This is a genomic window from Xanthomonas pisi DSM 18956 (genome assembly GCF_001010415.1).
Classification (GTDB): domain Bacteria; phylum Pseudomonadota; class Gammaproteobacteria; order Xanthomonadales; family Xanthomonadaceae; genus Xanthomonas; species Xanthomonas pisi.
Genome location: NZ_JPLE01000021.1, coordinates 1 through 25,088, shown reverse-complemented (window position 1 = coordinate 25,088; position 25,088 = coordinate 1). Strand labels below are relative to the sequence as shown.

Below are 25,088 nucleotides of genomic sequence, written 5' to 3'. Positions count from 1 at the left end.
TGTGCCTGGCCCACGGTGCCAGCGGCAGCACGCAGGCTGCGCTGCGATCATCTGCACACCCCATGCAATGCCTCACGCACGCGGTTCGTCCCTGCCGCGCGGGAACGCCAGGCCTTGCGCCTGCGCGATCGCAAAGATGCTGCCGGTGGCCTGCTGGATGGCGGCGGTCGGCGTGATCAGGCGTGGGCGCCGGTCCAGCGTGCAGGCCAGCCCGGCCTCCACCAGCGTGGCATGTGCGTCGTGCAGCGCTTGCGCGGCAGTGCCGGGCAGCCACTGCGCCTGCACCAGCGCATCGATCAAGGCCGGCGTGTCGCAGACCTGCAGCAACGGCGGATGCTGCGCCGCCTGGCCCAGCACACCGGCCTGCAGCAGGAATTCCAGATCGACCAGGCCGCCGGCACCCTGCTTGAGATCCAGCCGGCCGGCATCGCTGCGGTCGAGTTCGGCGCGCATGCGTGCGCGCATCTTGCGCACCTCCTCGTGCAACAGCGCAGTGTCGCGCACGCGCGCCAGCGTCTGCTCGCGTACCTGCGCAAAGGCCTCGCATAGCGTAGCGTCGCCTGCGACCGCACGTGCGCGCACCAGCGCCTGATGCTCCCAGGTCCACGCGCGTTCGCGCTGATACTCGCGGTAGCTGGCCAGCGACGACACCAGCGCCCCCTTGCCGCCATCCGGGCGCAGCCGCACATCGATGTCGTACAGGCGGCCGGCGCCGGTTTCGGCCGCGAGCAACGCCATCACCTTCTGCGCAAGGCGTGCGAACCAGCGCCCGGCTTCCAGCGGCCGTTTGCCGTCGGAGCTTTCCACCGCGCGCGGATGATCGTAGAGAAACACCAGATCCAGATCCGAGCCGAAGCCCAGTTCCAACCCACCCAGGCTGCCGTAGCCGATGATGGCAAACGTGCCGCCGGGTACCTGCCCGTGCGCGGCGACCAGCTCGACCCGCGCCAGCTGCAGGACGGTCTGCACCACCGCCTCGGCAAGCCAGGCCAGTTGCCGGGTGCTGTCCACCGCACGTTGGCGGCCGTCGAGCGTGGCCAGCGCGATACGGAAGCTCAACGCCAGCCGGCGCTCGTTGAGTTCGCGCAGGGCCGCTTCGGTATCGTCGATCTGCAGCGTGTCGGCGCACGCCGCCTGCAGGGCCGCGCGATCGGGCAATGGCCCGCTGATGCGGGTGTCGAGCAACTCGTCCAGCAGCAGCGGGTACGCGGCCAGGCGCTCGGCCAGCAACGCGCTGCGCGAAAGGACATCGACCAGGCGTGCGAGCGCGCTGGGTTGTTCGTCCAGCAGCGCCAGATAGCTGGTGCGGCGCAAGGTGGCCTGCAACAGGCCCAGCATGCGCCGCACGGCCGCATCGGGCTGGCTGGCGCGCGTGGCCGCGTGCAGCAGCGCCGGCATGACGCGATCCAGCCGCGCACGCGCGGTGTCGGACAGTGCGCGCACGCCGGATGACTGCGCAAAATCGCTCAGCACCTGATGTGCATTGCCCGGGTCGTGCAAGCCGATGCCCAGCAACGGCGCCGCATCGCCCTCGGGCAATGCGCGCCAGTAATCGGCCAGCGCATCCGGCGCAGTGGCACGCACGCGCGGCGCCAGCAACTCGGCAAATTCCGCCGCCACCCGGCTGCGATGCGGCGCCAGCGCGTCCAGCAGCGCCGGCCAGTCCGCATGGCCCAGGCCCAGTGCAATCCGCTCGCGGTCCAGCGGCGCCTGCGGCAAGGCATGGGTCTGCGCATCGCGCAGCATCTGCAGGCGGTTCTCCAGACGCCGCAAAAAGCGATACGCCGCAGTCAAGGCCGCACCGTTGTCCGCTTCGATCTGGCCTGCGGCCACCAGCGCCTGCAACGCGGGCAACAGGCGTCGCTCGCGCAGCGCGGGCTCGCGTCCGGCGCGGATCAGTTGCAGCGATTGCGCAAGAAATTCGATCTCGCGAATGCCGCCGGGTCCGCGCTTGATGTCGTCCAGCCGGTCGTGCCGCGCCACTTCGGCAGTGATGGCGGCCTTCATCTCGCGCAGGCCGTCCAGCGCGGTGAAATCCAGATAGCGCCGGTAGACGAACGGCCGCAGCGTTTCCAGCCACGCCTCGCCGGCGGCGATGTCGCCTGCCACCGCGCGCGCCTTGAGCCAGGCATAGCGCTCCCAATCGCGACCCTCGCGCTGGAAATACTGGTCCATGCCGGTGAACGACAACGCCACGCGGCCGGCGGTGCCGAACGGCCGCAGACGCAGATCCACGCGGTGACTGAACCCGTCGGCGGTGGTCTCGTCGAGCAGCCTGGCCAGTTGCTGGCCCAACCGCGCGAAGTACTCTTCGGCCGCCAACGGGCGGGCGCCGTCGGACTGCCCGCCCTGCGGGTAGGCGTAGACCAGATCCACATCCGAGGAGAAATTCAGCTCGCCGCCGCCGAGTTTGCCCAGCCCGAACACCACCAGCCGCTGCACGCTGCCGTCGTCGGCCATCACCTGCCCGTGGCGGCTGTCGAACTGCTGCTCCAGCGCCTGCAGCGCGCATTGCAGGCAGGTTTCCGCCAACCGGGTTGCACCGGCAAGCGTGTCGTCCACGCTGTCCAGACCCAGCACGTCGCGCCACACCAGCCGGGTGGACTCCGCAGCGCGGTAGCGCCGCAGCTGCGCCGCCCAGGCCTGCGGCTGCGCCGGGTCCAGCGTCGGCACCGGCAGCGGTGGCGGATCGGCCTGGGCCAGGTGCTGCAGCAAGGCGGGTTGACGCGCCAGGGTTTCCAGCGCGAAGTCGCTGGCCAGCGCAACCTGTTCGAGCACTGGCGCAAGATCGCCGCCGGGCCACGGCAGCTCGGCAGGGACGGCCTGACGGACACGCGCCACGGCCCGCTCGATCAGAGCGGTGAGCGCAGGAGAAGCGGAGGAGATCGGCAGCGGCATCTGCCGATTCTGGCATCCCGCCACGACAGTGGCATGTAGGCGCGCTCCATCGCCCCGCAACCGTAGGCTGTTGCTGCTCCCGCCTGCACGATGGGCAGGCAAAGCGCCGCGAGTGGCTGTACGCCACAGCGTCGGTCGCAGCCGCGACCGGAGCGACGCCGTGCCTGGGCACCGGGCCACGGGCCGCAGCGCAGATTCGGCGTTGAAGCGCAGCGCACCGATGTTGGCGATGCACCCGACGCGCTCGGGCAAGCGACACACCAAGCGCCAACATGGTCAGCGCGGGGACTGCAGGCTGGCGATCGTCAACGGACGTTCAATCCATCCCAAGCAGGCAAACAGGCGTCGCGCGCGGTGCCCGTTGCGATGGGCACGCGATTTCCAAGCGTTGAACATCCCGCTGACGGAGCCCTGACGACAGCCGTGCTGCACTGCGGTTTTTGCACAAGGCTCCGTCATGTCCACCAACCTGTTGCCCGCCGCGTTGCTGCCATCCCAGCTTGCGTTGAACAACGACGGCACCGATCCGGCGTTGCCACCCAGCCTGCCGTTCCTGCACCTGTGGACCGGGCCGGATGGCGCCAGCCAGCTCAATCCTTCGCAATTGCCGGGTTTCGGCAGCAAGAGCGTGGGGGGCGGTGCCGCGCCGCAGTGGCTGCGGCCGTTCCCGGGCGAGGTGCTCGGCATCCAGTTTGCGGTGCTGCCGGTGGGCTGGGTCGGCGACTGGCACGAGAGTCCGCATCCGCAGTGGGTGATTCCGCTGCGTGGCCGCTGGTTCATCGAAACCGGCGACGGCACGATGGTGGAAATGGGCCCTGGCGATATCCATTTCGGCCAGGATCAGGGCACCACCGATGCGCGTGGTCACCGTTCCGGCCAGCTCGGCGATGCGCCGTGCTTTCAGATGCTGGTGCAGTTTGCGCAATCGCCCGGCGCGGCGGTGGCGCATCCGTTCGGTCACGAGGCGCCGCGTTGATGGACAGCCATTGCCGCGTGCGGCCGGCCGGCCCGCCACCGCCAACCCGGTGCGCACCGCCGACGACGCAGCACCCCGCCCTGGCCGCGCGGCTGGGTAACGCGCGCCTGCACACGCTGTACGACCAGGCGACCTGGAGCGAAGGCCCGGTGTGGTGGGAGGCGCAGCGCACGCTGGTGTGGAGCGACGTGGTGGGCCGCCGCGTGCTCGGTTGGCGCGAGGACGGCGCGGTGGACGTGTTGCTGGACGCCACGGCCTTTACCAACGGCAATGCGGTGGATGCGCAACAGCGGCTGGTGCATTGCGAGCATGGCCGCCGCGCGATCACCCGCAGCGATGCGGCTGGACGGGCGCATCTGCTGGTCGGCCGTTTCGAGGGCAAGCGGCTGAATTCGCCGAACGATCTGATCGTCGCGCGCGATGGCGCGATCTGGTTCACCGACCCACCGTTCGGCCTGCTCAAGCCCAGCCAGGGCTGCCCCGGCCCGCAGGAGCTGGGCCATCACGGCCTCTACCGGCTGCCGCCCGATGGTGGCGCGCTGCACTGCATGGCCAGGCTGGATCACCCCAATGGACTGGCGTTTTCGCCCGACGAACGCGTGCTGTACGTGTCGCAAACCCCGGAAACCGGCGCTGGCGAGCAGGAGATCATCGCGCTGGACTGGCGCGATGGTGCACTGCACGATCCACACCGCTTTGCGGTGGTGCCCGAGGGTGTGCCCGATGGCATGTGCGTGGACCGCCAGGGCTGGCTATGGAGCAGTTCCGGCGCAGGCGTGTGCGTCTTCCATCCGCAGGGACACCTGCTGGGGCTGGTGCCGACCCCGCACACCGCCTCCAACTGCAGTTTCGACCAGGATCACAAGCGCTTGTTCATCACCGGCGGCAGCGCGCTGTGGCTGCTGGAATTGACTTGAATCCAGGGGTTTGCACTGCTGCACACGCTTGACTGGCCAGCCCTCAGGCAATAAAAAAGCCCGCTTGCAGCGAACTGCCAGCGGGCTTTGCTCCCTCCCCCACGTCGGGATGCAGGATCATAGTGCGCGCCCCGAATCCGACTTGCACGCTGCACTGCAAAACAACACCAGACGGTACAGAACTGGTCCAGTTGCCTTCACGCAGCGCTGCGTGGCCGGCGCTCAGCGGATCAGGTCCGGCTGCGCCCGATACCACTCCTGTGCGCGTCGCAGGTGCCACTCGGGGCTGTCGTTGCGCAGGCCGATCGCCGCACTCAAGACACCCCAGCGTGCGAGCAGGCTGCCGCTGCGCTGCGTGCCCTGCAGGCGCAATCGCGCATCGACCTGGAAACGCGCGTTGCGTGCCTGCAGTCGATCGACGATGACGCTGTTGCCCTGCCACTGCACACGGCCGGTCACCTGCGCCTGCCCCGCATCCACCAGGCGCAGCATCCAGTCGGGAATGGAGCGGTCGCGCGCGTACAGCGCCATCAGGAACGCCAGATCGCGCACCTGGATGCGCACGCGCCCATCCACACCGATCGGCTGCCGCCACTGCATGCGGGTGTCGTCCAGCACGATGCGTGCCCACCAGCCATCGCGGCGTTGTCCGTCCGGACCGGTGAAACCCACATTGCGCAGCTGCACCGTGCTCGCATCGAGGCGAAAGTTTTCTGCGCGCAGATCGCCACGTTGCAGGCGCAGATCGGCATCCACATCGCCACGCAACGCGAGCCCCGCGAACTGCAGGCGCGCGGCGCGCGCACCGATACGCAAGCCGCCCTTGCCGATACGCCCGCCGGGTTCGATCTGCAGATCGCCACTGAGCACACCGTTGCCACCATCGAAGCGCAGCTGCTGTTGCGGCAGATAGCGGTTGTACGCACGCAGGTCCGGCACGCGCGCATTGGCGAAGGTCAGATGCGCACGCGTGGCATCGCGCAAGGTGGTGAGGTTGCGTGCGTCGGCGCGCGTTTGCAGGTCCAGGCGCAGATCGCGGCCTTGCACGAACGGACGCGTGGGCGCGTCGGTGTGCGCGATCGAAAACTGCTGCATCTGCAGTGCAAGTGCGGGCAGCAGCTGGCCGTTTGCATCGGCGTCCACGCGCAGATCGGCACTGGCCTGCCCGTCGATGGCATGCCCCATCACGCCGACCTGCGCGCGCACATGCGGCACCTGCAGACGACTGCCTGCACCGAGCTGGCCGCGCGTAATGCGCAGGTCTGCATCGACCAGGCCATCGCCATCCAGGGTGAGCCAGTCGACATCCGGAAACAGGGCGGGAATCCAGCTGAGCGAGGCCAGTTGCCAATGCAGCCGCGCATGCCCGGAGGTGCGCGGTAGCAGGTTGCGCAGCGATGTCAGCGGCAACTGCCGGCCCTGCACGCGCAGGTCGGCATCCAGCGTCAGTCCCGCATCGGCAGGCTCGGGCATGCTCACGGTCAGGCGCAGGTCGTCGTCCACCTGCAACTGCGCCGCCAGCTCGCCCAGCAATGCGGCAGGCGTGCGCGTGCTGTCGTGCAGGGGCGCACGCCAGTGCAGCTGGCTGCCGGGTTGCAATGCACCGCGCGTCCAGCGCAACTCGCCATCCGCGCGCCCCTTGCCCGGGCGCGTGACCACCGTGTGCCGGCCCTGCGCAGTGCGGGTGACGTCCAGCGCTGCGGTGTCGCCGTGCAGGGCCACCAGCGCATCGGTCAGCTGCAGCAGGGCCAGCCCCCGCGCCTGGTCGGGGACATGCCGGGCAATGCTCGCTTCCAGGCGCAGCTGCCCGTTGCGCAGCACCTCGCTGTTGCCCCAGTGCACGCGCGCATTGTCGAACACGGCATGCGACGGAAACAGCTCCATCGGCCCGCCACGCAACTGCTTGAACAGACCGAGCTGCAGCTGGCCGTCACCTTCGATCCGCAGTTGACGCAGCGACAGCGCGTGGACCTGCGCGGCCTCGATACGGTCGAACTGCAGTGTCCAGGCGGGCGTGGCAGGTGTTGGGTTTGCAGGGGTATCGGAGGCTGGCGGATTGCGTGCCTGGTCCGACGACGATGTTGGTATTGGTATTGGTGTTGGCTTGGCACGTTCTGCGGCTGCCGCTGTCGTTGCTGTGGAAGGCGCAGCTGTCGCGCGCGTTGCATGCGCTGCGGCGTGTTCGCCTGGATCGTTCGCGGGCGCCGGCGATGTTGCGTCCAGCGTGGTGGTTGCCGGCTGCGCACCGACTGCGGCAGCGGCCGGAGGCATGCCCACGGCATCCGCCATGGAGGTTGCCGACTGCAGGCCGGCACGCACACCGTACACCTGCAGCTCCGGCACCAGGAGTTGCCGGCGCAGCAAGGGCAGCATCCGTATCTGCCCGCTCATGCGTTGCGCGCTGACGTTCCAGCGATTGCGCGTGGAGCGGCCGTGCAGATCGACATTCCACAACATCACCCGTCCCGGCCACCAGGTCAGCCCGGGGCCCCACTGCATGGCGAAGGTGTCCGGCTTGCGGTTGAGCGCTGCCGGCCCGAGCGGGGTGTTGAGCAGCAGATTGCCGAGCAGCAGGTAGCCGACAGACAGCGCAACCACTGCCGATACCGGCCAACGCAGCGCGCGGGGCAATGCGCGCCAACGGGCGCGAACGGGCATCGTCATGACGGCAGGCTCCTTCAGGGACCGCGCAGGCGGCGCCGCGCAGTGTGTCAAGCGGGCCGTGAGCGCGGTGCGTATCGGGGATCGCACCGATTCGCGTCTCATCCATCACCGCGCCCCGCCACTACGAGCCACCAAGCGCTTAAGAGCGGCCAACAAGACGTAGTGAGCAATCGTCAGGTGGGCGTGGGCGGCGCGGAGGAACCGCAGTGTACGCGTGGGACATGCCGCACCGAGCACCGGCCGCGCCCGCCTGGCGGGGGGTGCAGTCGTTTTGTGCGTTGCTCTTAGAGTGGCTAACAAAACGTAGCGAGCAGTCGTCAGGCAGGTGTGGACGGCGCGCAGGAACCGGAGTGTACGAGTGGTACATGCCGATTCCGAGCACCGGCCGCGCCCGCCTGGCGGCTGCGCAGTAGTTTTGTTAGCCGCTCTTAGTTGCGCTTGGACACCGGCGGCAGCAGACCCGGCTGCTCCTCGTACCACTCGCGTGCGCCGGCAAGATGCCACTGCCGCTGCTTGCCATCGATTTCGATGCCGGCGCCGAGCACGCCCCAACGCAGATACAGATTGCCGCGGCGCTTGTCGTCGTCCAGCGCCAGGCGCGCGCGCAACGACAGACGCGCATTTTCCGCCTGCAGGTCGTCGACCGTCAGTTGTTGCTTGCGCCAGCGCACCCGCCCGGTGGCATCGAGCTCGCCCGAATCCAGCAAGCCCACGACCCAGCGCGGATAGTCGGCCCGCTGTGCGAACACCGACAGCAACGGCGCGGCATCGCGCATGCGGAGCGCTGCGTCGGCATCCAGCTGGAACGGCGCACTGGCCTGGATGGTGCCGGCCCCAACCTGCAGCTCGCCCCACCAGTTGCTATCGGCGGTGTCCTCGCCCACACGCATGTTGCGTAAACGCACGCGTGTGCCGCTGAGGTCGAAGAACTTGGTCTTGAAGTCGGCGCGTTGCAGCTGCGCCTGCAGTTCCGCATTGCCGCGCATCTGCACGCCGGCCAGCGCCAGATGCGCGCCCTGCCCGCGCAGATGCGCATGCCCGCTGCCGACATCGCCGGACGCATTGAGCGCGACATCGCCGGTCAGGCTGCCGCTGCCGCCGAGCAGGCGCACGGTCTTGCCGGACAGGTAGCGGTTGTAGACCGTCAGGTCGGGCACCTTCGCATCGCTGAAACGCAGTTGCGCCTTGAGCGTGTCGCGCAGGCGCGCCAGTTCGGCATCGCCATGCATGGCCAGCTGCAGGTCGCGCCCATCCAGCAGGATCTGCCTGGGCGCTTCGCGCGGCGCGGCGCGGAACGTGGGAATGCTCACATCCAGATGCGCCTGCGGGGCGGCGGCATCGTCGATGCGGCCGCGCGCGGTGGCGATCCCGGTCAGGCGCGTGTCGAACACCTGCGCCACCGCCTCCACGCGCGGGATCTCCAGGCTGCTGCCGCTGGTCAACCAGCCTTGCGCCAAGCGTAGATCGGCCTCCACCAGACCACCGCCTTCCAGCTGAAACCACGGCTTGCGCACGAACAGCTCGGCGATCCAGTTCAAGGATTCGAACTTCCAGCGCCCCTGCACCTGGCCCGACAACCGCGGCAGGAGCTGCGCCGGCTCCTGGAAGGGAATGCTGCGGCCGGCAACGCGCAGATCGGCGTGCAGTTCGCTGCCGGTCTGTGCATCGCGCGGCAACCGCGCCTGCACGCGGATGTCCTGCGCTACATCCAGCTGCAGCGCCAGCATGCCGCGGTCGGTGGCACCGACACCGGCCATCAACGGCAGCCGCCACACCGCATGGCTGCCCGGCTGCAGCGCGCCGCGATCCAGCGTGATGTCGGCCTCCACACGTGCCGCCGATGGGCCACTGCGGATGTCCACGTGCGGCGCACCGGTGTCGATCTTCAACGCCACCGTCCCGGCCTTCAACTGCAGGCGCGCATGCGTGATGCCGAGCTTGCGCAGGCCGGGCGCTTCGTCGCGGTAGTGGCGCGGAAACTGGAACTGCGCATCCAGCTGCGCGCCATTGAAGACCTGCACGCCATCGAAGCTGATCACCGCATCGCGGAAGCCCGCCTCGGACGGAAACAGCTCCGATGGCCCGCCCTTGAGCTGTTTCAGAAAGCCCACCGTGCCGTGACCGTCGCCGGCGATCAGCAATTTGCCCAGCCGCGCACTGCGGATGCTGTTGCTGCTGATCGCATCGAAGCGCAGCGTCCAGCCCTGGTCGCCACGCGGCGGCGGCGGGATCGGCGTGTCGGAGGTTTCCACTTCCGCACTCAGTCCGGTGGCATGCAGCCACGGCAGACGGACCTCGCGTCGAAACAAGGCCAGCAACGCGATGCGCGCATGCGCACGATCGGCGTGGAAGACATACACGGTGCGGTTGGCCTGCCCACGCATTCGCACGTTCCAGGCCATCACCTCGCCCGGGAACAGCGTCAGCGCCGGGCCGGTCTGCATGGTGAACTTGTGCGGCTGCCGGTTGGTGGTGGCATCGAACAACGGCGTGTTGAGGAACACATTGCCGGCGACCAGATACAGCGCGTACAGCGCCAACAGCATAAGCACCGCAAGCCGCCACGGCCGGGGCCAGCGCTGAAAGCGTTCGCGAAGAGAGGGCATGGGCGCAGGCGAGGAAGAGTCTGCCGTCACTATCGCGGGTGCGCCGACGGTGAGGCGTGAACGCTGAGGGCGCACGACACCATGGAGGTAGTGTCAGGTGCACGGGAGAGCGCACGCAGCAGCTTCTGCGCGTGCTCCCAGGCAGGGGGCGTCGCGGCCGTGTCCGGCTGGCGATGTGCGCCGTGCTTCCGGGCAATGCCGTCAATGGACGCGGACACCGTCGACCTTTGCAGCAGGGTCGCATGCAGCCAGATGCCTGGTGCGGCGACGATGGGCGTGCCGGTTTCCGCGATGCCTACCCTGTCCAATCACCTCATCCTGCACGCGCCGCTGCGCGACCGACGGGTGTCTGCGCCGGCGGGCCGCCGCGCTGAGCCAACCGGGGGCCAGGCCGTGGCGATGATTCACCGGCTCAGGCTATCCCGAGGCGGTGCCGATGGCGCTGCGCAGCCTGTCGAAGCGGCGCACCTGCTGGGCTGAAGCGGCGCACCTGCGCAAGCTGCTGGCTGAGTTGTCACGCATGCGGCGATGTCCGCAGTGAAGCACCGCCGCAGCGTCGATTCACTCTTTCGAAACTTCATGTCTGCCGACGCCACGCAGCGACATGCACAGGCCATGCGCGCGAGGGATAACGTCCCCACTCGCTCGCTGGCGGTGCAGAACGACTCTCCCTCCTAGCCGCCGCAGCGACGAGTCACCAGTGGGTGGTGTTGTTCAATCCGCCGGACCGGCTCCCTGCGCCGGTCCGGCGTTTTTTTTGGCCGCTCGTGTGGCGGTTCAAGTGATGGAGGGTGCTGTTCCTCAGCACCGTCGCCCCGCCCTTTGCTTGCAGGCACAGTGGGTTTCGTTTTCGCGAGAGAAAGACGCTTCACCATGGCGATGCGCGCTGCCTTTATCCCTTCAGGATCCGCAACGCTCCTGGCTTTCTGCCACGCGGAGAAGGTGGCGCATCGCGCCGGATGCGGGTGCGGATGACGCCTGGTGCCGAATCCGCAAGCGGACCGACGCGTAATTCTGCCATCGGCCCGCGAATGCCACCTCCCGGGCTCATGCAGCCTCGGCAACCCGCCGCGCACGACGTGCACGCACCGCTGTCGCCAGGCGCTCCAACACCTGCACCGAAGCGTCCCAACCCAGGCAGCCGTCGGTGATGCTCTGGCCGTAGGTCAGCGCGCAACCGGGCACCAGCTCCTGGCGTCCGCCAACCAGATGGCTCTCGACCATCACGCCGACGATGCGCGTTTCGCCGCCTTCCAGCTGCAGCGCGATGTCATCGATCACCTTGGGCTGGTTGTCGGGATTCTTGCCGCTGTTGGCGTGGCTGGCGTCGATCATCAGCCGTGCCGGCAGACCGGAGGTGTTGAGCACCTGGCTGGCCGATTCCACACTGGCCGCATCGAAGTTGGGCACCTTGCCACCGCGCAGGATCACATGGCAATCCGGATTGCCCGCAGTGGCCGCCACTGCGGTCTGGCCGTCCTTGGTCACGGCCAGGAAATGGTGCGGATGCGAGGCCGCGCCCACGGCATCCACCGCAATCTTGACGTCGCCGCCGGTGCCGTTCTTGAACCCCACCGGACACGACAGGCCCGAGGCCATCTCGCGGTGCACCTGGCTTTCGGTGGTGCGTGCGCCGATCGCGCCCCAGGCCACCAGGTCGGCGATGTATTGCGGCGAAATGATGTCGAGAAATTCAACGCCCGCCGGCAAGCCGAGGTTGTTGATGTCGCGCAGCAGGCCGCGCGCCACGCGCAGCCCCTTGTTGATCTGGAAGCTGCCATCCAGGTCCGGGTCGTTGATCAGGCCCTTCCAGCCGATGGTGGTGCGCGGCTTTTCGAAATACACCCGCATCACGATCTCCAGCGCGTCGCCGAACTGCTCGCGCAATGGGCGCAGCCGGTGCGCGTAGTCCATCGCCGCGACCGGGTCGTGGATCGAGCAGGGCCCGATCACCACCGCCAGGCGGTCGTCGCGCCCATGCAGGATCTCGTGCAGCGCGGCGCGCGAGTTGGTCACGGTTTCGGAGGCGCGCTCGTCGCAGGGCAGCAGCGACAGCAGCTGCGAAGGCGATGCGAGGGCTTCGATCTTGCGGATACGCAGGTCATCGGTCACAGGCGGCATAACAGTGTCTCGGTGGGCGGTGTTGCATCAGGGAGCCAGGCGCGGCGGCAACAAAAAAGCCGCCAGTGTGCGCTGGCGGCTTTTCGGGAATGCTGCTGAAGGTTTCTTCAGGGTGAGCGCAATCCGTCCTCCGCCAGCGGCATCGGAAAACCGTAGTACCAAAAATAAAACTGGCTGCGGGGTGCGTTCATTGGGTGCATTGATACCACGCACGTTTGGCCGGTGCCACTGTTTCATCGGCAACGGAACGTTGCAGCGGTGCCAATGCAGGGGTGCCTGCAAGCCGCAGGTGCCGCGCCAGCCGCCACATCGCACGGCAAGCTGGGCGCACCGATGCGTGGCATCGCCACCCGCGCGTTGACGAGCCGGGATCGAGTACGGCCTGGCTGAGCAGATGCCATTGACGACGCATCGCACGTCACGGCGCTGTGCCGTGGCGTGCGATGCGGCCGCCACGTTCAATCAGAACGTGAACACATATTCCGCTGCCACTTCGCGACCGATCGGGTTGAACAAGGTGGTGTTGTAGAACCCGTAGCCGTAGAAGCGCTCCTTGTTCTCGTAGCCCACTTCGTTGAACACGTTGTTGACGTAGAAATTGACCTTTGCGTGGTCGGTGATCTTGTAGCCGGTGCTCAGGTTCCAGTAGATCGCCGGGCCCACGCGGCCGAAGTAGCGTTGACTGGTTTCGCCCAGATGCACGTTGGCGGTGTCGGTCACCAGGCATTGGTCCGACGCGCTGGGCTGGTAGCCATCGTCGAAGCGTGCGCAAGTGCCCCAGTTGACCGCTCGCATCGAGCCGAGCCGGCGGAAGTACACCGTCCAGTCCCAGGCGCCGCCGTTGTCCCAATGCACGCTGCCGCGCACGCGGCTGCGCACGCGTTCGTCGCGGCGGTTTTCGTCGCTGTCGGTGCGGTAGATCTGTTCGCGATAGGCGAGCAGGTTGTTGTAATCCAGCGACAGCTGGAAGTTGCCCCAGCCGGCGGTGGCAAGGCGATACTTCAGCGAGGCATCGATGCCGGACGTTTCCATCTGCGCCAGGTTGATCGGGCCGCGCTCGATGCTGGCGATGGTGCCGTCGGCATTGCGCACCACGCGCGAGGTGATGGTGTCGCAATACCCCGCACCGCCCGGATTGTTCCAGGCACCGCCGCTGATGGTGGTGCCGGTGCGGCAGCCCGCTTCGGCCGACAGGATCTCGTCGCGGTCCAGATCCTTGATCATCTCCTCCAGCTGGATGCGGTAGTAATCCACGCTCAGCGACAGCCCTTGCGCGATGTCCCACACCACCCCGCCCGTGAACGAGCGGCCGGTTTCCGAGCGCAGGTCCGGGGTGCCGCGCCGATTCACATCCACGGTGTAGTAGATGTTGTTGTTCTCGTCGTTGCAGCCGCCGGTAAGGTAGGCGCCCGAGGAAATGCAGCGGTATTGATCGATCACGGTCTGGTTGGTGGAGCTGGGTTCGCCAAGCACGTAATGCATGTCCGGCGCACGGAAGCTGGTGGCGAGCGTGCTGCGCAGCAACAGGCTCTCGACCGGGCGCCATTCCAGCCCCGCGCTCCAGGTGGTATCGCTTTGCGTACCGACATCGGTGGCGATGGCAGCCGAAGAGCGGTAATTGCCGTAGCGATCGTAGCGACCGGCGACATTGGCGCTCAACGTCGAAAGCAACGGGATCTGGAATTCCACACCGGCCGAGCTGCGGACGCGTTCGCCGCCGCCGCTATCGACCACGTCCACCGGATAGCATTCGTTGGCGCATGGGTCCGGCGACAGTTGATAACCCTGCTTTGCCACTTCGGCCACGGTGGCGAAGCGGATCGGCCCGGCCCAGCCCTGCACCAGATCGCCGCTGAGGCTGAAACTGGCCTGATTCACCCACGAATACGCCGAGTTATGCGATTTGGCGACCAGCTGGTCGTACTGGTTCGACGACAGCGGTGCATACAGGCGCGCTTCGTTGATTGCATAGATGGGCGAGCCATCGGCAGCGGTGCCGGTGGGGCTGCCGAGGAAGTACTCGGTGGCACGCGCGGTATCCACGGTGCGGATGTATTCGTCCACGGTGTAGCGCGAGCGGCCCACGCTCAGCTCCCAGTCGAAGCGATCGGCCCAAACGCCGCGCAAGCCGGCGCTCAGGTCCCAGGACTGTTCCTTGTTGTAGTTGGCCAGCCGGTCCCAGCCGCCGGCTTCGCGCCGGGTGAGCTGACGGATCAGGTTCAACGAGCGCCCGGTGGCCGCGTCCTGGAACGGGCCCAGATATGCGTACGGGGGGTCGTAGGTCCAGCGCCCGATGCTGCGGTTGGCCGACAGCGTGGCCCAGGCCTCGGTGGCCTCGCCGAACTTCCAGGTGCCGTAGAGATACGCCGAATAATCTTCGCTGCCGGTGACCAGGCCCCAATCGCCGTAATCGCGCGCCATGCCGCAGTAGCTGCCGGCATTGGTGAGCGCACCGGTGTTCTGGTTGTAGCTCAGGCGCTGGCCGTCGATGAACTCGCCGCCGAAGCGTGCGCAGGTGCCCGCAGGCGGCGCCAGGCGCTCATTGGTGTTGGCATCGACCAGGCTCAGGCCGGTGAACGGGTTGAAGCCGTATAGGCGGTTCTGGCCGGTCCAGTTGGAATAGGACATGTCGTCCGAGTCGTCCATCTCAGGGCGATCGCGGCCGCTCAAGGGGTCGCGCCGGGTGGCCTGCAGGGCGTAGGTCACGCTCCAGTTTTCGCCGGTGCGCCCGCCCGCCCACGACACATCGAAACTGTCGCGCCCACCTTCGGTGGCGGTGCCGCCACGCAGGCGCACTTGGTCGCCCTGGTAGTCGCGTTTGAGGATCACGTTGACCACGCCGGCCACCGCGTCCGAGCCATAGATCGCCGAGGCGCCGCCGGTGAGGATCTCGATGCGCTCCACCGCCGCAGACGGAATATTGCTGTAGTTGGAAAAGTTGCTCTCGCCGCCGTAGGGCAGCGGGTAATCGGCAACGCGGTGGCCGTTGACCAGCAGCAGGGTGCGCCCGGGCCCCAGGTCGCGCAGATTGATCGGCGATGCATTGGGCGTGTGCGAGCCCCATTGCGTATCGGCTTCCACCGAGCCCTGCTGGTTCATGCTGTTGAGCACGTCGTAGACAGTGGCAAAGCCCTCCTGCTGGATCTGCTGCGCGGAGATGGTGACCACCGGCTGCGCGCCTTCGACCTGCGCACGCTTGATGCGCGAGCCGGTCACGCTGACCGCATCCAGGGTGGAGGTGGCGCGCGGTGTGTCCGGCTCGGTTTGCTGGGCCATAAGCGGCGGCGCAGCGGCGGCCGTCAGTGCAAGGGACACGGAAATCGACAAGGCAAGACGATGACTGCGGCAGTTCATAAGATCCCCGGGAGAAGCCGGACGTGGCCGGCGTGGCAGTGCACTGCAACGACGTCTGCCAGCGATGCCTGCACCGCCGCCCCTTGTCCGATGGCCCCCCGACCACGCGGCGCAAACGCCTGCCCAGCGACGCTAGAACTGCGATGACATCGGTGTCAACACACTGTCACACAAGTGTGATCGCCATCGCGATCCAGGGTTTGCGAATCGGCTGGACACGCTTGCGCTCGCATGACGATTGCGCGAAGCGGGGCGCACTCCCCACGGGATGTGTCGCACGCTTCGGCGTGTCGCCCGATGCGTTGGCCGGCCTGATGCAGTGGCCTTGCGTTCGCTCGTTCCCTGCATGACAGCTTCGACTGCGTGCTGATCGCCTGGCGTGCGGCATTGCGCACGCCGCATGCACACAGGCCGGCGCACCCTCAGCGCAACAGTCGGTAGTCGCGATGCGTGGCAGCTGGCGGCAGCCTGATGCCGCTGCACCCCATGCCTCCCAGCCTCGACCTGCCGCATCGAGCACCGTCGCCATGGTGCCGGCGCCGCATGCCCGTGCAACGAACGCCGCGTGGCGACGCCCACCGTCGTCTCAAACCAGATAGCGGCGGAACCACGCAACCGTGCGGTCCCACGCCAGCGTGGCGGCGGCCTTGTCGTAGCGCGGCGTGGAATCGTTATGAAAGCCGTGCGTGGTACCGGGGTAGAGATGGGCCTCGTACACCTTGTGCTGCGCCTTGAGCGCGGCCTCGTAGGCTGGCCAGCCGGCGTTGACGCGTTCGTCCTGTGCGGCGTAATGCAGCAGCAACGGCGCACGGATGCGTGCGACGTCCTCGGCGCTCGGTTGACGACCATAGAACGGCACGGCGGCGGCCAGCTCGGGGTACGCAACGGCAGCCGCATTGGCCACGCCGCCGCCATAACAGAAGCCGGTGATGCCGACCTTGCCGGTGGTGCGCTCGCGGCTCATCAGATATTCCACCGCGGCGAAGAAGTCGTTCATCAGCTTGGTCGGATCGACCTGCGCCTGCAGCGCGCGCCCCTTGTCGTCGTTACCGGGATACCCACCGACCGAACTCAGGCCATCCGGCGCCAGCGCGACGAAGCCCGCTTTGGCCACACGCCGCGCGACATCTTCGATATATGGATTCAACCCACGATTTTCGTGCGCCACCACCACGCCCGGCACTGGCGCGCTGATCTTGGCCGGACGCACCAGATAGCCGCGTACTTCGCCATGCCCGTTGGGTGAGGGATACCGGATGTACTCGGCCACGATATCCGGGTCGGTGAATTCCACCTGGGTCGCCAGCGCGTAGTTGGGGCTTAGCGATTCCAGGATCGCGGTCGCACTCAACCCGGCCACCGCGAATGCAGCGGCGCGGTCGAGAAAGTCGCGCCGACTGAGCTTGCCGTGCACATAGCCGTCGTACAGCGCGAGCAGGTCGGGGTGGAAATCCTGAGCGGTCAAACGGCGCATGGGCTTGCTCCTGGGGATGGCTGGCGACCCGCACGATAACCGCAGTGGATGATCTGCGCTGCCAGGGGCCTATCCCGCCTGCGCGCCCTCCGTGACAGATCCGCGCGCACCGCTGCGATACGGGCCGTGCACAGCCAGCACGCGGTCTGATTCGTCGCTGTTGTCCAGCACCACGATGCGGTACTCCGCGCCGCCCGGCGCCACCCGCACCACGACGTGTCCGTTGCTGCTGGTCATCTCGCGCACGCGCTTGTTGGCGACGATGTTCTCCGGCTTCATCGCGGTGGCGTAGATGTCGCGCGGCCCAGGATACAGCCGCTGGCTGAGCATGTTTTCCAGTGGCGTGACCGAGGGATGCGCCGAATCGTTGGTCAGGATCACGAAGGCACGCGGGCGCAGCGCACGCACGCAGGCCGGACCCATGGCATCGGCATACGCGTGGTGATTGACCACCGCCACATCCACCGGACCGGCGATCTGCGCCACCGGCGTTTCCACGTCGCGCCAGGGATCGTCGCCATAGTTTGTGTTGTTGGAAAGATCGCCGCCGCTGTAGTACTTGAACGCGCCATAGTCCATGCGCAGCGCCAACGAGCACTCGTTTTCGGTCGGCACCGCGCCGGGTGGGAACACGCTGCGGGTCTGCTCGCCCTGGCCGGTCCACAGCTCCCCATTGACCACCAGGTTGCGCACGGAAAATTGCGGATACGCCGCCGGTGTGCGGCGCAGACGCAGCTGGTCGGCCACGCCTGCACGGAAACGCTCCACCCGCGCACCACGCGCCAGTTCGGCCTGGATGAAGGCGCGGTAATTCAGTTGATTGGGGTCGTGCAACGGTGCGGGAAAATCGTAATCGGGATAGCCGCGATCCAGATACCGGCGAATCGGTACCAGCTGCGCCACATCGATCAGGCCGGTCAGCGCGTACTTGCCGTTGCTCGCCATTGGCGTGTCCGGCTGGCGTTCGCCCATATGGTCGCGATGGAAATGGGTCAGCACGAAGTCGTCGATCTCGTGCCGGTTGGCCTGCGCCAGATGCCGCCTGACGTAGCGCCCGACCCACTCGCCAGGTCGCCGCGACGCATTGGGAAGCGGATCGATCAGATATTTGTCCAGCCCGTCGATGGCGCCGGCATCGATCATCATTGAGGTGCCGTCCGGGCACACCAGCAACGTCGCATTACCGCGCCCGGTGCCGATATGGTGGATATCCAGCATGCCCGGTTGCCAGGCGCTCAGCGGCTCGCGCACGCTGTCCAACTGTGCAGCGCCGTCCTGAGCGCGCCCGCCTTGCGGCAGCATACCGACCGTCAGGGCCGCGCCAACACCGCCGAGAAATCGGCGGCGGTTCAAGTGCAGAGAATGCATTGCGGTGTTTCCTTGTAAGGCGAAGAACCGACACCGACGCACGGCCGTGCGCCGCGTCGGCAGTACCCCCGTATGCGCTCGCAGCCGGTTACCACTCCCACTGCAGCGAGGCCACGACATTGCGACCGAACAGCGGCCGCCCCACCGTGGCGTCGGCACGGACCAGATCGCCGGACACGCCAGGCGCACGCGCATTGCCTTCGGTTAAACCGTGCGAATCGGTCAGATTGCTGCCGAGCACCTGCAGGCTGACGTTGGAATCCAGTTGCATGTGCACGCCGACATCGAGCGTGCGATAGCTGGGCAGCACGCTGGCATTGGTGAAATCCTGAAAGCGTCGGCCGATTCCGAACCACGTCGCGTACAGGCGCGTGTCGACCTGGCCCAGCTGGAAACGATAGCTGGGTTGCAGCGACCAGGTGAGCTTGGGCACGCGCGGAATCTCGTTGTCGACCAGGCTGTTACCGGACAGGCCGGTGAAGGTGTCGGCGCCGCTGATGCGCGGGTCCTGCGCAGTGAGCGAACCGGTGATCTGCAGCGACGCGGTCGGCCGCCAGGTGCCTTCCAGTTCCAGGCCCCTGGTGCGCGTATCGATCAGCAACGGCACGTTGCGCAGGATGCCGGCGCCATCGGCGACAAAGGTGCTGGAATTGAGATCCTTGAAATCGCTGTAGAAGCCGATCAACACCAGATCCAGCGGCCGCGAGGCGTACTTGATGCCGATCTCGGCCTGGCGGATCGGCGTCACCGGCGTGGCACGTCCGTCGGGCAGCCGCCCGCCCGCGCCGCCGACCACATTGCCCCACTGCTCGCTCAGACGCGGGAAACTGAAGGTTTCCGTATAGCGCACGAAGGCGTTGACCGGCTCGGAAAACGCATACGAGCTGCCCACGGTCCAGGAGGTGCCGGCCTGGTTTTTTGCATACGGCACACTGCCGACCAGGCCGCTGATGCTGCGTGCGGCCAGCGGCCCGCTGCTGGCCAGGGTCTGCGTGCCGATCACGCCGCGATTGCCTTGCTCGCGGCGCCACACCCGGCGCAGGCCGGCGTCCACCTGCCAGGCCTCGTTGAGCTTCCAGGTATCGGCTGCGTACAGCGCGGTGGCAGTGCCGTGGCTATCGCCGATCAGATCGCCGCTGCCGTAGGCGGTAAAGCCGTTCTCGGTGAGCGTGCCGAGCACCTGGCCAGCCGCGTCCAGCGCCTGGATGTCCAGGGCATCGGGGTTGTCCTTGACGTTGGTCAACAGGGCATTGCCGAGCTGCTGCTGGCGCATGCCGAAACTGCTGACACTCACGCCCATCGACACCTCGTGGCTGCCGCCGTCGCCGGTATCGAACAGCCGCCCCAGGCGCAGGTCGTTGAAGAAGTCGCGGTACTGCGTGCGTGTGCTCGACCAGGTGTTGATCATGGCAAGACCTGCGGTGGCGGCAGGATCGAACGCGGTGTTGGTGCCGGCCAGGGCGTAGCGCAGCGCTGTCGTTCCCGCAAACGCGGCGCGCGCGGCATCAAGGCGGCTGCTCAGAAGGCCAGCCGCATCGGTGGGCGCACCATTGAACAGCGCATTGAATCGCACATCGCCACTGACGTAGCGCGCCTTGTCGCTGAGCCGCCAGCCGTTGGCGAATTCGGTGTCGCCGCCCACGGTGAGGGTGCGCGTGATCGGGTGCACGCCATCGGCCAGGTCGCGCGTTTCCACGCCGCTGCCGCCATCGCCGTCGAGAGTGCGGATCCGCACGTTGCGGAAGCTGGCGCTATTGAGGGTGCCGGTGCCGGGATCGATCAGATCGCCGAGCGACGCACCGTTGCGCGGGTCGGTCAGCGGGATGGCGCTGTAGAACACGCCGCGGTCGTTGAGGTATTTGAAATCCGCGAACAGCTTGCCGTAGTCGAATTTATAGGTGCCACCGAGCTTGATCTGACCGCCCTGGTTGCCGTTGCCGAAGCCCGGATCACGCAATCCGTCGCTTTGCCGGTAGAACCCGCTGACCGCGTACAGCAGGTCCTCGTTGCCCTTGACCGGCCCGGACACGCTGCCGTCCATGCGACCTAGCGCATTGGATCCGGCGGTCAGCTTGAGCGCGCCCTGCGCGGTGTCGGTGCCGTGGTTGGTGATGAAGTTGAGCACGCCGCCGGAGGCGTTGTTGCTGTAGATCGGCGCGGTGCCGCCACGCACGATCTCCGCGCCGGTGGTGCCCAGATCCAGGCGATACACCTCGTCGATCTGCAGCTGGCGTTCGTAGTTGGATTCGAACAGCGGCAGGCCGTCTTCGAGCACGTCGAGCAGGCGAAAGCCCGACCAGGGCAGGCCGCGGATCACCACGTTCTCGCCACCGGCCTCGCCACCGGAGTTTTCCGCGGTGACGCCGGGGACCGAACGCAGCATGTCGACCATGCTGCGCGGCGCCTGCCGTGCGATCGCCTCGGCGCTGATGGTGGAGATCGCATATGGCGCGAGAAATTTCGGCTGCTGGGTGGCGGTGCCGGTGACCACGATCTGGTCCAGATCGATCGCTGCTGCGCCGGCGGTTGCAGGCGCCGAGGGCGCGGTGGCGCCGGCTTGCGTATCGGCACCCTGCACGATGACCGTGTCGCCGTCGAGGCGGAAGGACAGCTCGGTATCGCGCAACAGCTGCGTCAGCGCCTGACGCGCGTCGCCGGCGACACTGCCGCCCAAACTGCGTTTGCCGCGCAGCAAGGCCGGGTCGGCGATCACCTGCAGGCCGGTGGCGCGCGAGAACGCAGCCAGGGTCTGGGCCAGATCCCCGGGCGGCAGTGCAGCAGACGATGCCGCAGGCTGCGCAGCGAACGGCGCGGCCATGGCGGCGGCGGCCAGCGCGATCGCCAGCAGGCTGGCCTGAGGCAGGCGCGAAGAGCAACGGAACACGGTTCGAGGTGGCATAAGGCGGCGTTTGTCGGGTTGCCAACGTGGCGTGGCACCCATAAAGACGGTGCACGGCGACGGTTCCGACAGCGGTTTTCATGAATTTTTTGTGACGCATGCCGCGCTGACCAGCATGCAGGTCCGGTGAGGCGCGCGGCGCAGGCGTGCAGAGCCCAATGCGATGCCATGGGTGGCGTTGGTGCGATGACGCATCGCCCGTCCCCTCCGCGGGGCAGAGGAGCGTTGCGCGCCTTCAGGTGGTTGGCACCCTTCGACAGCGAAGACGCGCCAGCGCCATGCCCGTCAGGGTCACCACCGTCCTATGGCCGATGCCGCGCCTGCGTCGGTACCGCTGCGGGAGCACGACGCCACGCGATGCGCGGCAACGGGCGCGTGGGGGTCCTTGAACGTGGAATCCGCCCTAGCCGCGCGTGCCGCCGCTGCGGCTGAGTGTGATGCGATTGCCGCTGTGACGGATCTGCAAGGCATGCACCTGCGCCAGATGCGCCAGGGTGCGCTCCGGCTGGTCCAGCCGAAACCGACCCGAAACCTGCAGCGCGCCGAGCGCTGGATCGGCAAGCACGATCGGCTGCAGCGAGCGCCGGTTGAGCCGTTCCACCAGCTGCGCCAGCGCAATGCCGGAGGTCTGCAGCCAGCCATTGCGCCAGTCGCCGGAGGCCGGGTCGAAGCGCTGCAGCGCGACCAGACCGCCGTTGACGGCCTCGGTGCGCATGCCGGCCGCCAGCACCTGGTGTGCGCGATCGCTGGCGATCTCCACCCGGCCCGAATACACCGACAACTCGCTGCGCGCGCCATCGCGTGCCAGGTTGAACACCGTACCCAGCACCCTCACCCGCGCCTGCCCCATGCTGATCTCGAACGGGCGGCGTGGGTCGTGGGCGACGTCGAAGAACACCTCGCCCGCCTCCAGCGCGACCTCACGCCGGTGCGCCTGCAACTGCACACGCACGCGGCTGGCGCCGTTGAGGGTCAGCACGCTGCCGTCGTCCAGGGTCAGCACGCGGATCTGTCCCGGGGCGGTGGCCACCACCAGCGGCGCCGGGACCGGCTGCAACCAGGGCCATGCCAGCACGACCAGCAGCGCCAGGCTGGCGACCAGCGCCACGGCCCGCCAGCGCGGCCGATGCCGTCGCGAGTGCGCGGCAGTCGGCGCGGCCAGCGCGATGGGCGTACCGGCTGTCGGCACCGTGCCTGGCATGCCGGTCTGCATCTCCACGCCAGCCAATGCCTCCAGCAGCGCCGCGTCGTGGGCCAGCGCCCACAGCGCGTCGAATTCGGCACGATGCGCCGCATCGGCCGCCAGCCAGCGCTGCAGCCCCGGCGGATCGGCGCCATCGCCTGCGAGCTTGCGCGCAACCCACCCGGCGGCATCGTCCGGCAGACACGTTGGCTCCCCGCTCATGCGCCGTCGTCCTCAGAGCGCTGGTCCGGGTCGCGTACCGCTGCACAGCGCGCGCCGGCTGGCGGTGGTGCGGCATCGCTGCGCGCCACCGTCTCCTGCAGCCAGCGCAGCCCGCGGCTGACGTGTTTTTCCACCGCACCTTCGCTCATTCCCAGCGCAGCGGCGATGTCGGCATAGCTCTGGCCGCGCAACCGGCTGCGCACGAACACCTCGCGGCGCAGCGGCGGCATGCCCTGCAGCGCGCGCGCGAACGCTTCCACCCGCTGCCGCTGCATCGCGGCTTCCTCCACGCCCACGGCCGGGCTGGGAACCTCATCGCTGATCGGCTCGGTGCGCTGGCGTTGACGCCGCCGCAGATGATCGTTCAACAGGTTGAGCGCGATGGAGCGCGCCAGCGACGCCATGTCGGTGACCACGTGATCGCGCGCGTAGACCACCAGGCGCAGGAAGGTCTCCTGCACCAGGTCCTCGGCCAACGACCAGTCGCCGGTCCGTCGCAACAGATAGCGATGCAACAGCGGCCGGTGCTGGTCGAGCTGATGCTGATCAATGTGACAGTCCCGGCTGGCCATGGCTCCCGCGCCCGACGATGCGTGCGCAGCTTATAGCGCATCGTCATGCAACTGGCATGACCGGCGCGCGGGACGGCAGGCAAAAAAAAAGCCCCGCATCGCTGCGGGGCTCCTTCTGACTGCGGTAGTACGTGTCGGCTTGCGCCGGCCTGGATCAGAAATCCATGCCGCCCATGCCGCCCATGCCGCCACCGGCCGGCATCGCCGGCTCGTCCTTCTTCGGTGCATCGGCCACCATGGCTTCGGTGGTGATCATCAGGCCGGCGATCGAGGCTGCGTTCTGCAGCGCCGAACGGGTGACCTTGGTCGGATCCAGGATGCCGAATTCGACCATGTCGCCGAACTCGCCGTTGGCGGCGTTGTAGCCGTAGTTACCGGTGCCTTCCTTGACCTTGTTCAGGATCACGGACGGCTCTTCACCGGCATTGGCCACGATTTCGCGCAGCGGGGCTTCCATCGCGCGCAGGGCGATCTGGATGCCGTGGGTCTGGTCTTCGTTGGCACCGGTCAGGTTGCCGACGGCCACCAGCGCACGCACCAGGGCCACGCCGCCGCCCGGGACCACGCCTTCTTCGACGGCTGCACGGGTGGCGTGCAGGGCGTCTTCGACGCGTGCCTTCTTTTCCTTCATTTCGATTTCGGTCGATGCGCCGACCTTGATCACGGCAACGCCGCCGGCCAGCTTGGCCACGCGTTCCTGCAGCTTTTCACGGTCGTAATCGGACGAGGTGTCTTCGATCTGGGTCTTGATCTGGCCGACGCGCGACTCGATCGCGGCCGAATCGCCAGCACCGTCGATGATGGTGGTGTTCTCCTTGGAGACCTGCACCTTCTTCGCACGGCCCAGGTCCTTGATCGTGGCCTTCTCCAGCGCCAGACCCACTTCCTCGGAGATCACGGTGCCGCCGGTCAGCACGGCCATGTCTTCCAGCATCGCCTTGCGACGGTCGCCGAAGCCCGGTGCCTTGACGGCCACGACCTTGACGATGCCACGGATGGTGTTGACCACCAGGGTCGCCAGCGCTTCGCCTTCGACTTCTTCAGCGACGATCAGCAACGGCTTGCCGGCCTTGGCCACGCCTTCCAGCACGGGCAGCAGGTCACGCACGTTGGAGATCTTCTTGTCGTGCAGCAGGATGAACGGGTCGTCCAGGTCGGCCGACTGGCTCTGCTGGTTGTTGATGAAGTACGGGGACAGGTAGCCGCGATCGAACTGCATGCCCTCGACCACGTCCAGCTCGTTTTCCAGGCCCGAGCCTTCTTCAACGGTGATCACGCCTTCCTTGCCGACCTTCTGCATCGCTTCGGCAATGATGTTGCCGATCGATTCGTCCGAGTTGGCCGAGATCGTGCCGACCTGGGCGATCGCCTTGTCGTCGGTGGTGGGCTTGGAGATGTTCTTCAGCTCGATGACGGCGGCCTTGACGGCCTGGTCGATACCGCGCTTGAGGTCCATCGGGTTCATGCCGGCGGCCACGGCCTTGGCGCCTTCGCGGATCAGGGCCTGGGCCAGCACGGTGGCGGTGGTGGTGCCGTCGCCAGCGTTGTCGTTGGTCTTGGAAGCGACTTCCTTGACCATCTGCGCGCCCATGTTCTCGAACTTGTCAGCCAGTTCGATTTCCTTGGCGACGGAGACGCCGTCCTTGGTGATGGTCGGCGCGCCGAAGCTCTTCTCGAGCACGACGTTGCGGCCCTTCGGGCCCAGGGTGGCCTTGACGGCATTGGCAAGCACGTTGACGCCACGAACCATGCGGGTACGTGCGTCTTCACCGAAACGAATGTCTTTAGCAGCCATTTGTTGTAACTCCGGAATTTGGGATTGGGGATTGGGGAT

At 67.4% G+C, this 25,088-nt stretch carries 13 protein-coding genes, 2 other RNA genes and 2 pseudogenes; 2 read left to right on the top strand and 15 right to left on the bottom strand.

Annotated features, from left to right (window positions below):
* Positions 1 to 72: 72 nt before the first annotated feature.
* Positions 73 to 2,898, bottom strand: a complete 2,826-nt coding sequence (gene glnE, locus Y887_RS06125) for a bifunctional [glutamate--ammonia ligase]-adenylyl-L-tyrosine phosphorylase/[glutamate--ammonia-ligase] adenylyltransferase (protein WP_046963498.1) — start codon at positions 2,896 to 2,898, stop codon at positions 73 to 75.
* A 457-nt stretch (positions 2,899 to 3,355) separates the two neighbouring features.
* Between glnE and Y887_RS06120 the strand changes: the two genes are divergently transcribed.
* Both Y887_RS06120 and Y887_RS06115 read left to right on the top strand, forming a co-directional pair.
* Positions 3,356 to 3,874, top strand: a complete 519-nt coding sequence (locus tag Y887_RS06120) for a cupin domain-containing protein (protein WP_046963497.1) — start codon at positions 3,356 to 3,358, stop codon at positions 3,872 to 3,874.
* A complete protein-coding gene (locus tag Y887_RS06115; RefSeq protein ID WP_046963496.1) occupies positions 3,874 to 4,791 on the top strand; it encodes an SMP-30/gluconolactonase/LRE family protein in 918 nt (305 codons plus the stop codon). Before Y887_RS06120 ends, Y887_RS06115 begins: the two co-directional genes overlap by 1 nt.
* 222 nt (positions 4,792 to 5,013) lie before the next feature.
* On the opposite strand, the pseudogene Y887_RS06110 reads toward Y887_RS06115, so the two are convergent.
* The 14 genes and pseudogenes from Y887_RS06110 to groL form a co-directional block, all read right to left on the bottom strand.
* Positions 5,014 to 6,804, bottom strand: a pseudogene (locus Y887_RS06110) (hypothetical protein); the annotation flags it as partial.
* A 281-nt stretch (positions 6,805 to 7,085) separates the two neighbouring features.
* A pseudogene (locus Y887_RS21525) lies at positions 7,086 to 7,455 on the bottom strand (hypothetical protein); the annotation flags it as partial.
* A 147-nt stretch (positions 7,456 to 7,602) separates the two neighbouring features.
* Positions 7,603 to 7,678, bottom strand: a non-coding RNA gene (locus Y887_RS18690) — sX9 sRNA.
* 68 nt (positions 7,679 to 7,746) lie between these two features.
* Positions 7,747 to 7,822, bottom strand: a non-coding RNA gene (locus Y887_RS18685) — sX9 sRNA.
* A gap of 61 nt (positions 7,823 to 7,883) precedes the next feature.
* On the bottom strand, positions 7,884 to 10,061 hold the full coding sequence (locus tag Y887_RS06105) for a translocation/assembly module TamB domain-containing protein (RefSeq protein WP_046963494.1): 2,178 nt from the start codon (positions 10,059 to 10,061) through the stop codon (positions 7,884 to 7,886).
* A 1,047-nt stretch (positions 10,062 to 11,108) separates the two neighbouring features.
* Complete coding sequence (locus Y887_RS06095; protein WP_046963492.1) at positions 11,109 to 12,182, bottom strand: 3-deoxy-7-phosphoheptulonate synthase; 1,074 nt, start codon at positions 12,180 to 12,182, stop codon at positions 11,109 to 11,111.
* A gap of 27 nt (positions 12,183 to 12,209) precedes the next feature.
* Positions 12,210 to 12,419: a hypothetical protein gene (locus tag Y887_RS20130; RefSeq protein WP_146093380.1), complete on the bottom strand. Its 210-nt coding sequence runs from the start codon at positions 12,417 to 12,419 to the stop codon at positions 12,210 to 12,212.
* A gap of 225 nt (positions 12,420 to 12,644) precedes the next feature.
* Positions 12,645 to 15,458, bottom strand: a complete 2,814-nt coding sequence (locus tag Y887_RS06090) for a TonB-dependent receptor plug domain-containing protein (RefSeq protein ID WP_046963491.1) — start codon at positions 15,456 to 15,458, stop codon at positions 12,645 to 12,647.
* Between the two features lie 664 nt (positions 15,459 to 16,122).
* Positions 16,123 to 17,010, bottom strand: a complete 888-nt coding sequence (gene yghX / locus Y887_RS06085) for a YghX family hydrolase (RefSeq protein ID WP_046963490.1) — start codon at positions 17,008 to 17,010, stop codon at positions 16,123 to 16,125.
* Between the two features lie 69 nt (positions 17,011 to 17,079).
* Positions 17,080 to 18,378, bottom strand: a complete 1,299-nt coding sequence (locus Y887_RS06080) for a ComEC/Rec2 family competence protein (RefSeq protein WP_052764939.1) — start codon at positions 18,376 to 18,378, stop codon at positions 17,080 to 17,082.
* An 88-nt stretch (positions 18,379 to 18,466) separates the two neighbouring features.
* Positions 18,467 to 21,277, bottom strand: a complete 2,811-nt coding sequence (locus Y887_RS06075; protein WP_162199151.1) for a TonB-dependent receptor domain-containing protein — start codon at positions 21,275 to 21,277, stop codon at positions 18,467 to 18,469.
* Between the two features lie 403 nt (positions 21,278 to 21,680).
* The gene (locus Y887_RS06070) at positions 21,681 to 22,682 is read right to left on the bottom strand and encodes a FecR family protein (RefSeq protein ID WP_046963488.1); all 1,002 of its coding nucleotides are present in this window, start codon (positions 22,680 to 22,682) and stop codon (positions 21,681 to 21,683) included.
* The gene (locus tag Y887_RS06065; protein WP_046963487.1) at positions 22,679 to 23,254 is read right to left on the bottom strand and encodes an RNA polymerase sigma factor; all 576 of its coding nucleotides are present in this window, start codon (positions 23,252 to 23,254) and stop codon (positions 22,679 to 22,681) included. Before Y887_RS06065 ends, Y887_RS06070 begins: the two co-directional genes overlap by 4 nt.
* A gap of 154 nt (positions 23,255 to 23,408) precedes the next feature.
* Entirely contained in the window at positions 23,409 to 25,049 is a 1,641-nt protein-coding gene (gene groL / locus Y887_RS06060) for a chaperonin GroEL (RefSeq protein WP_039421754.1), read from the bottom strand.
* Between the last annotated feature and the right edge of the window lie 39 nt (positions 25,050 to 25,088).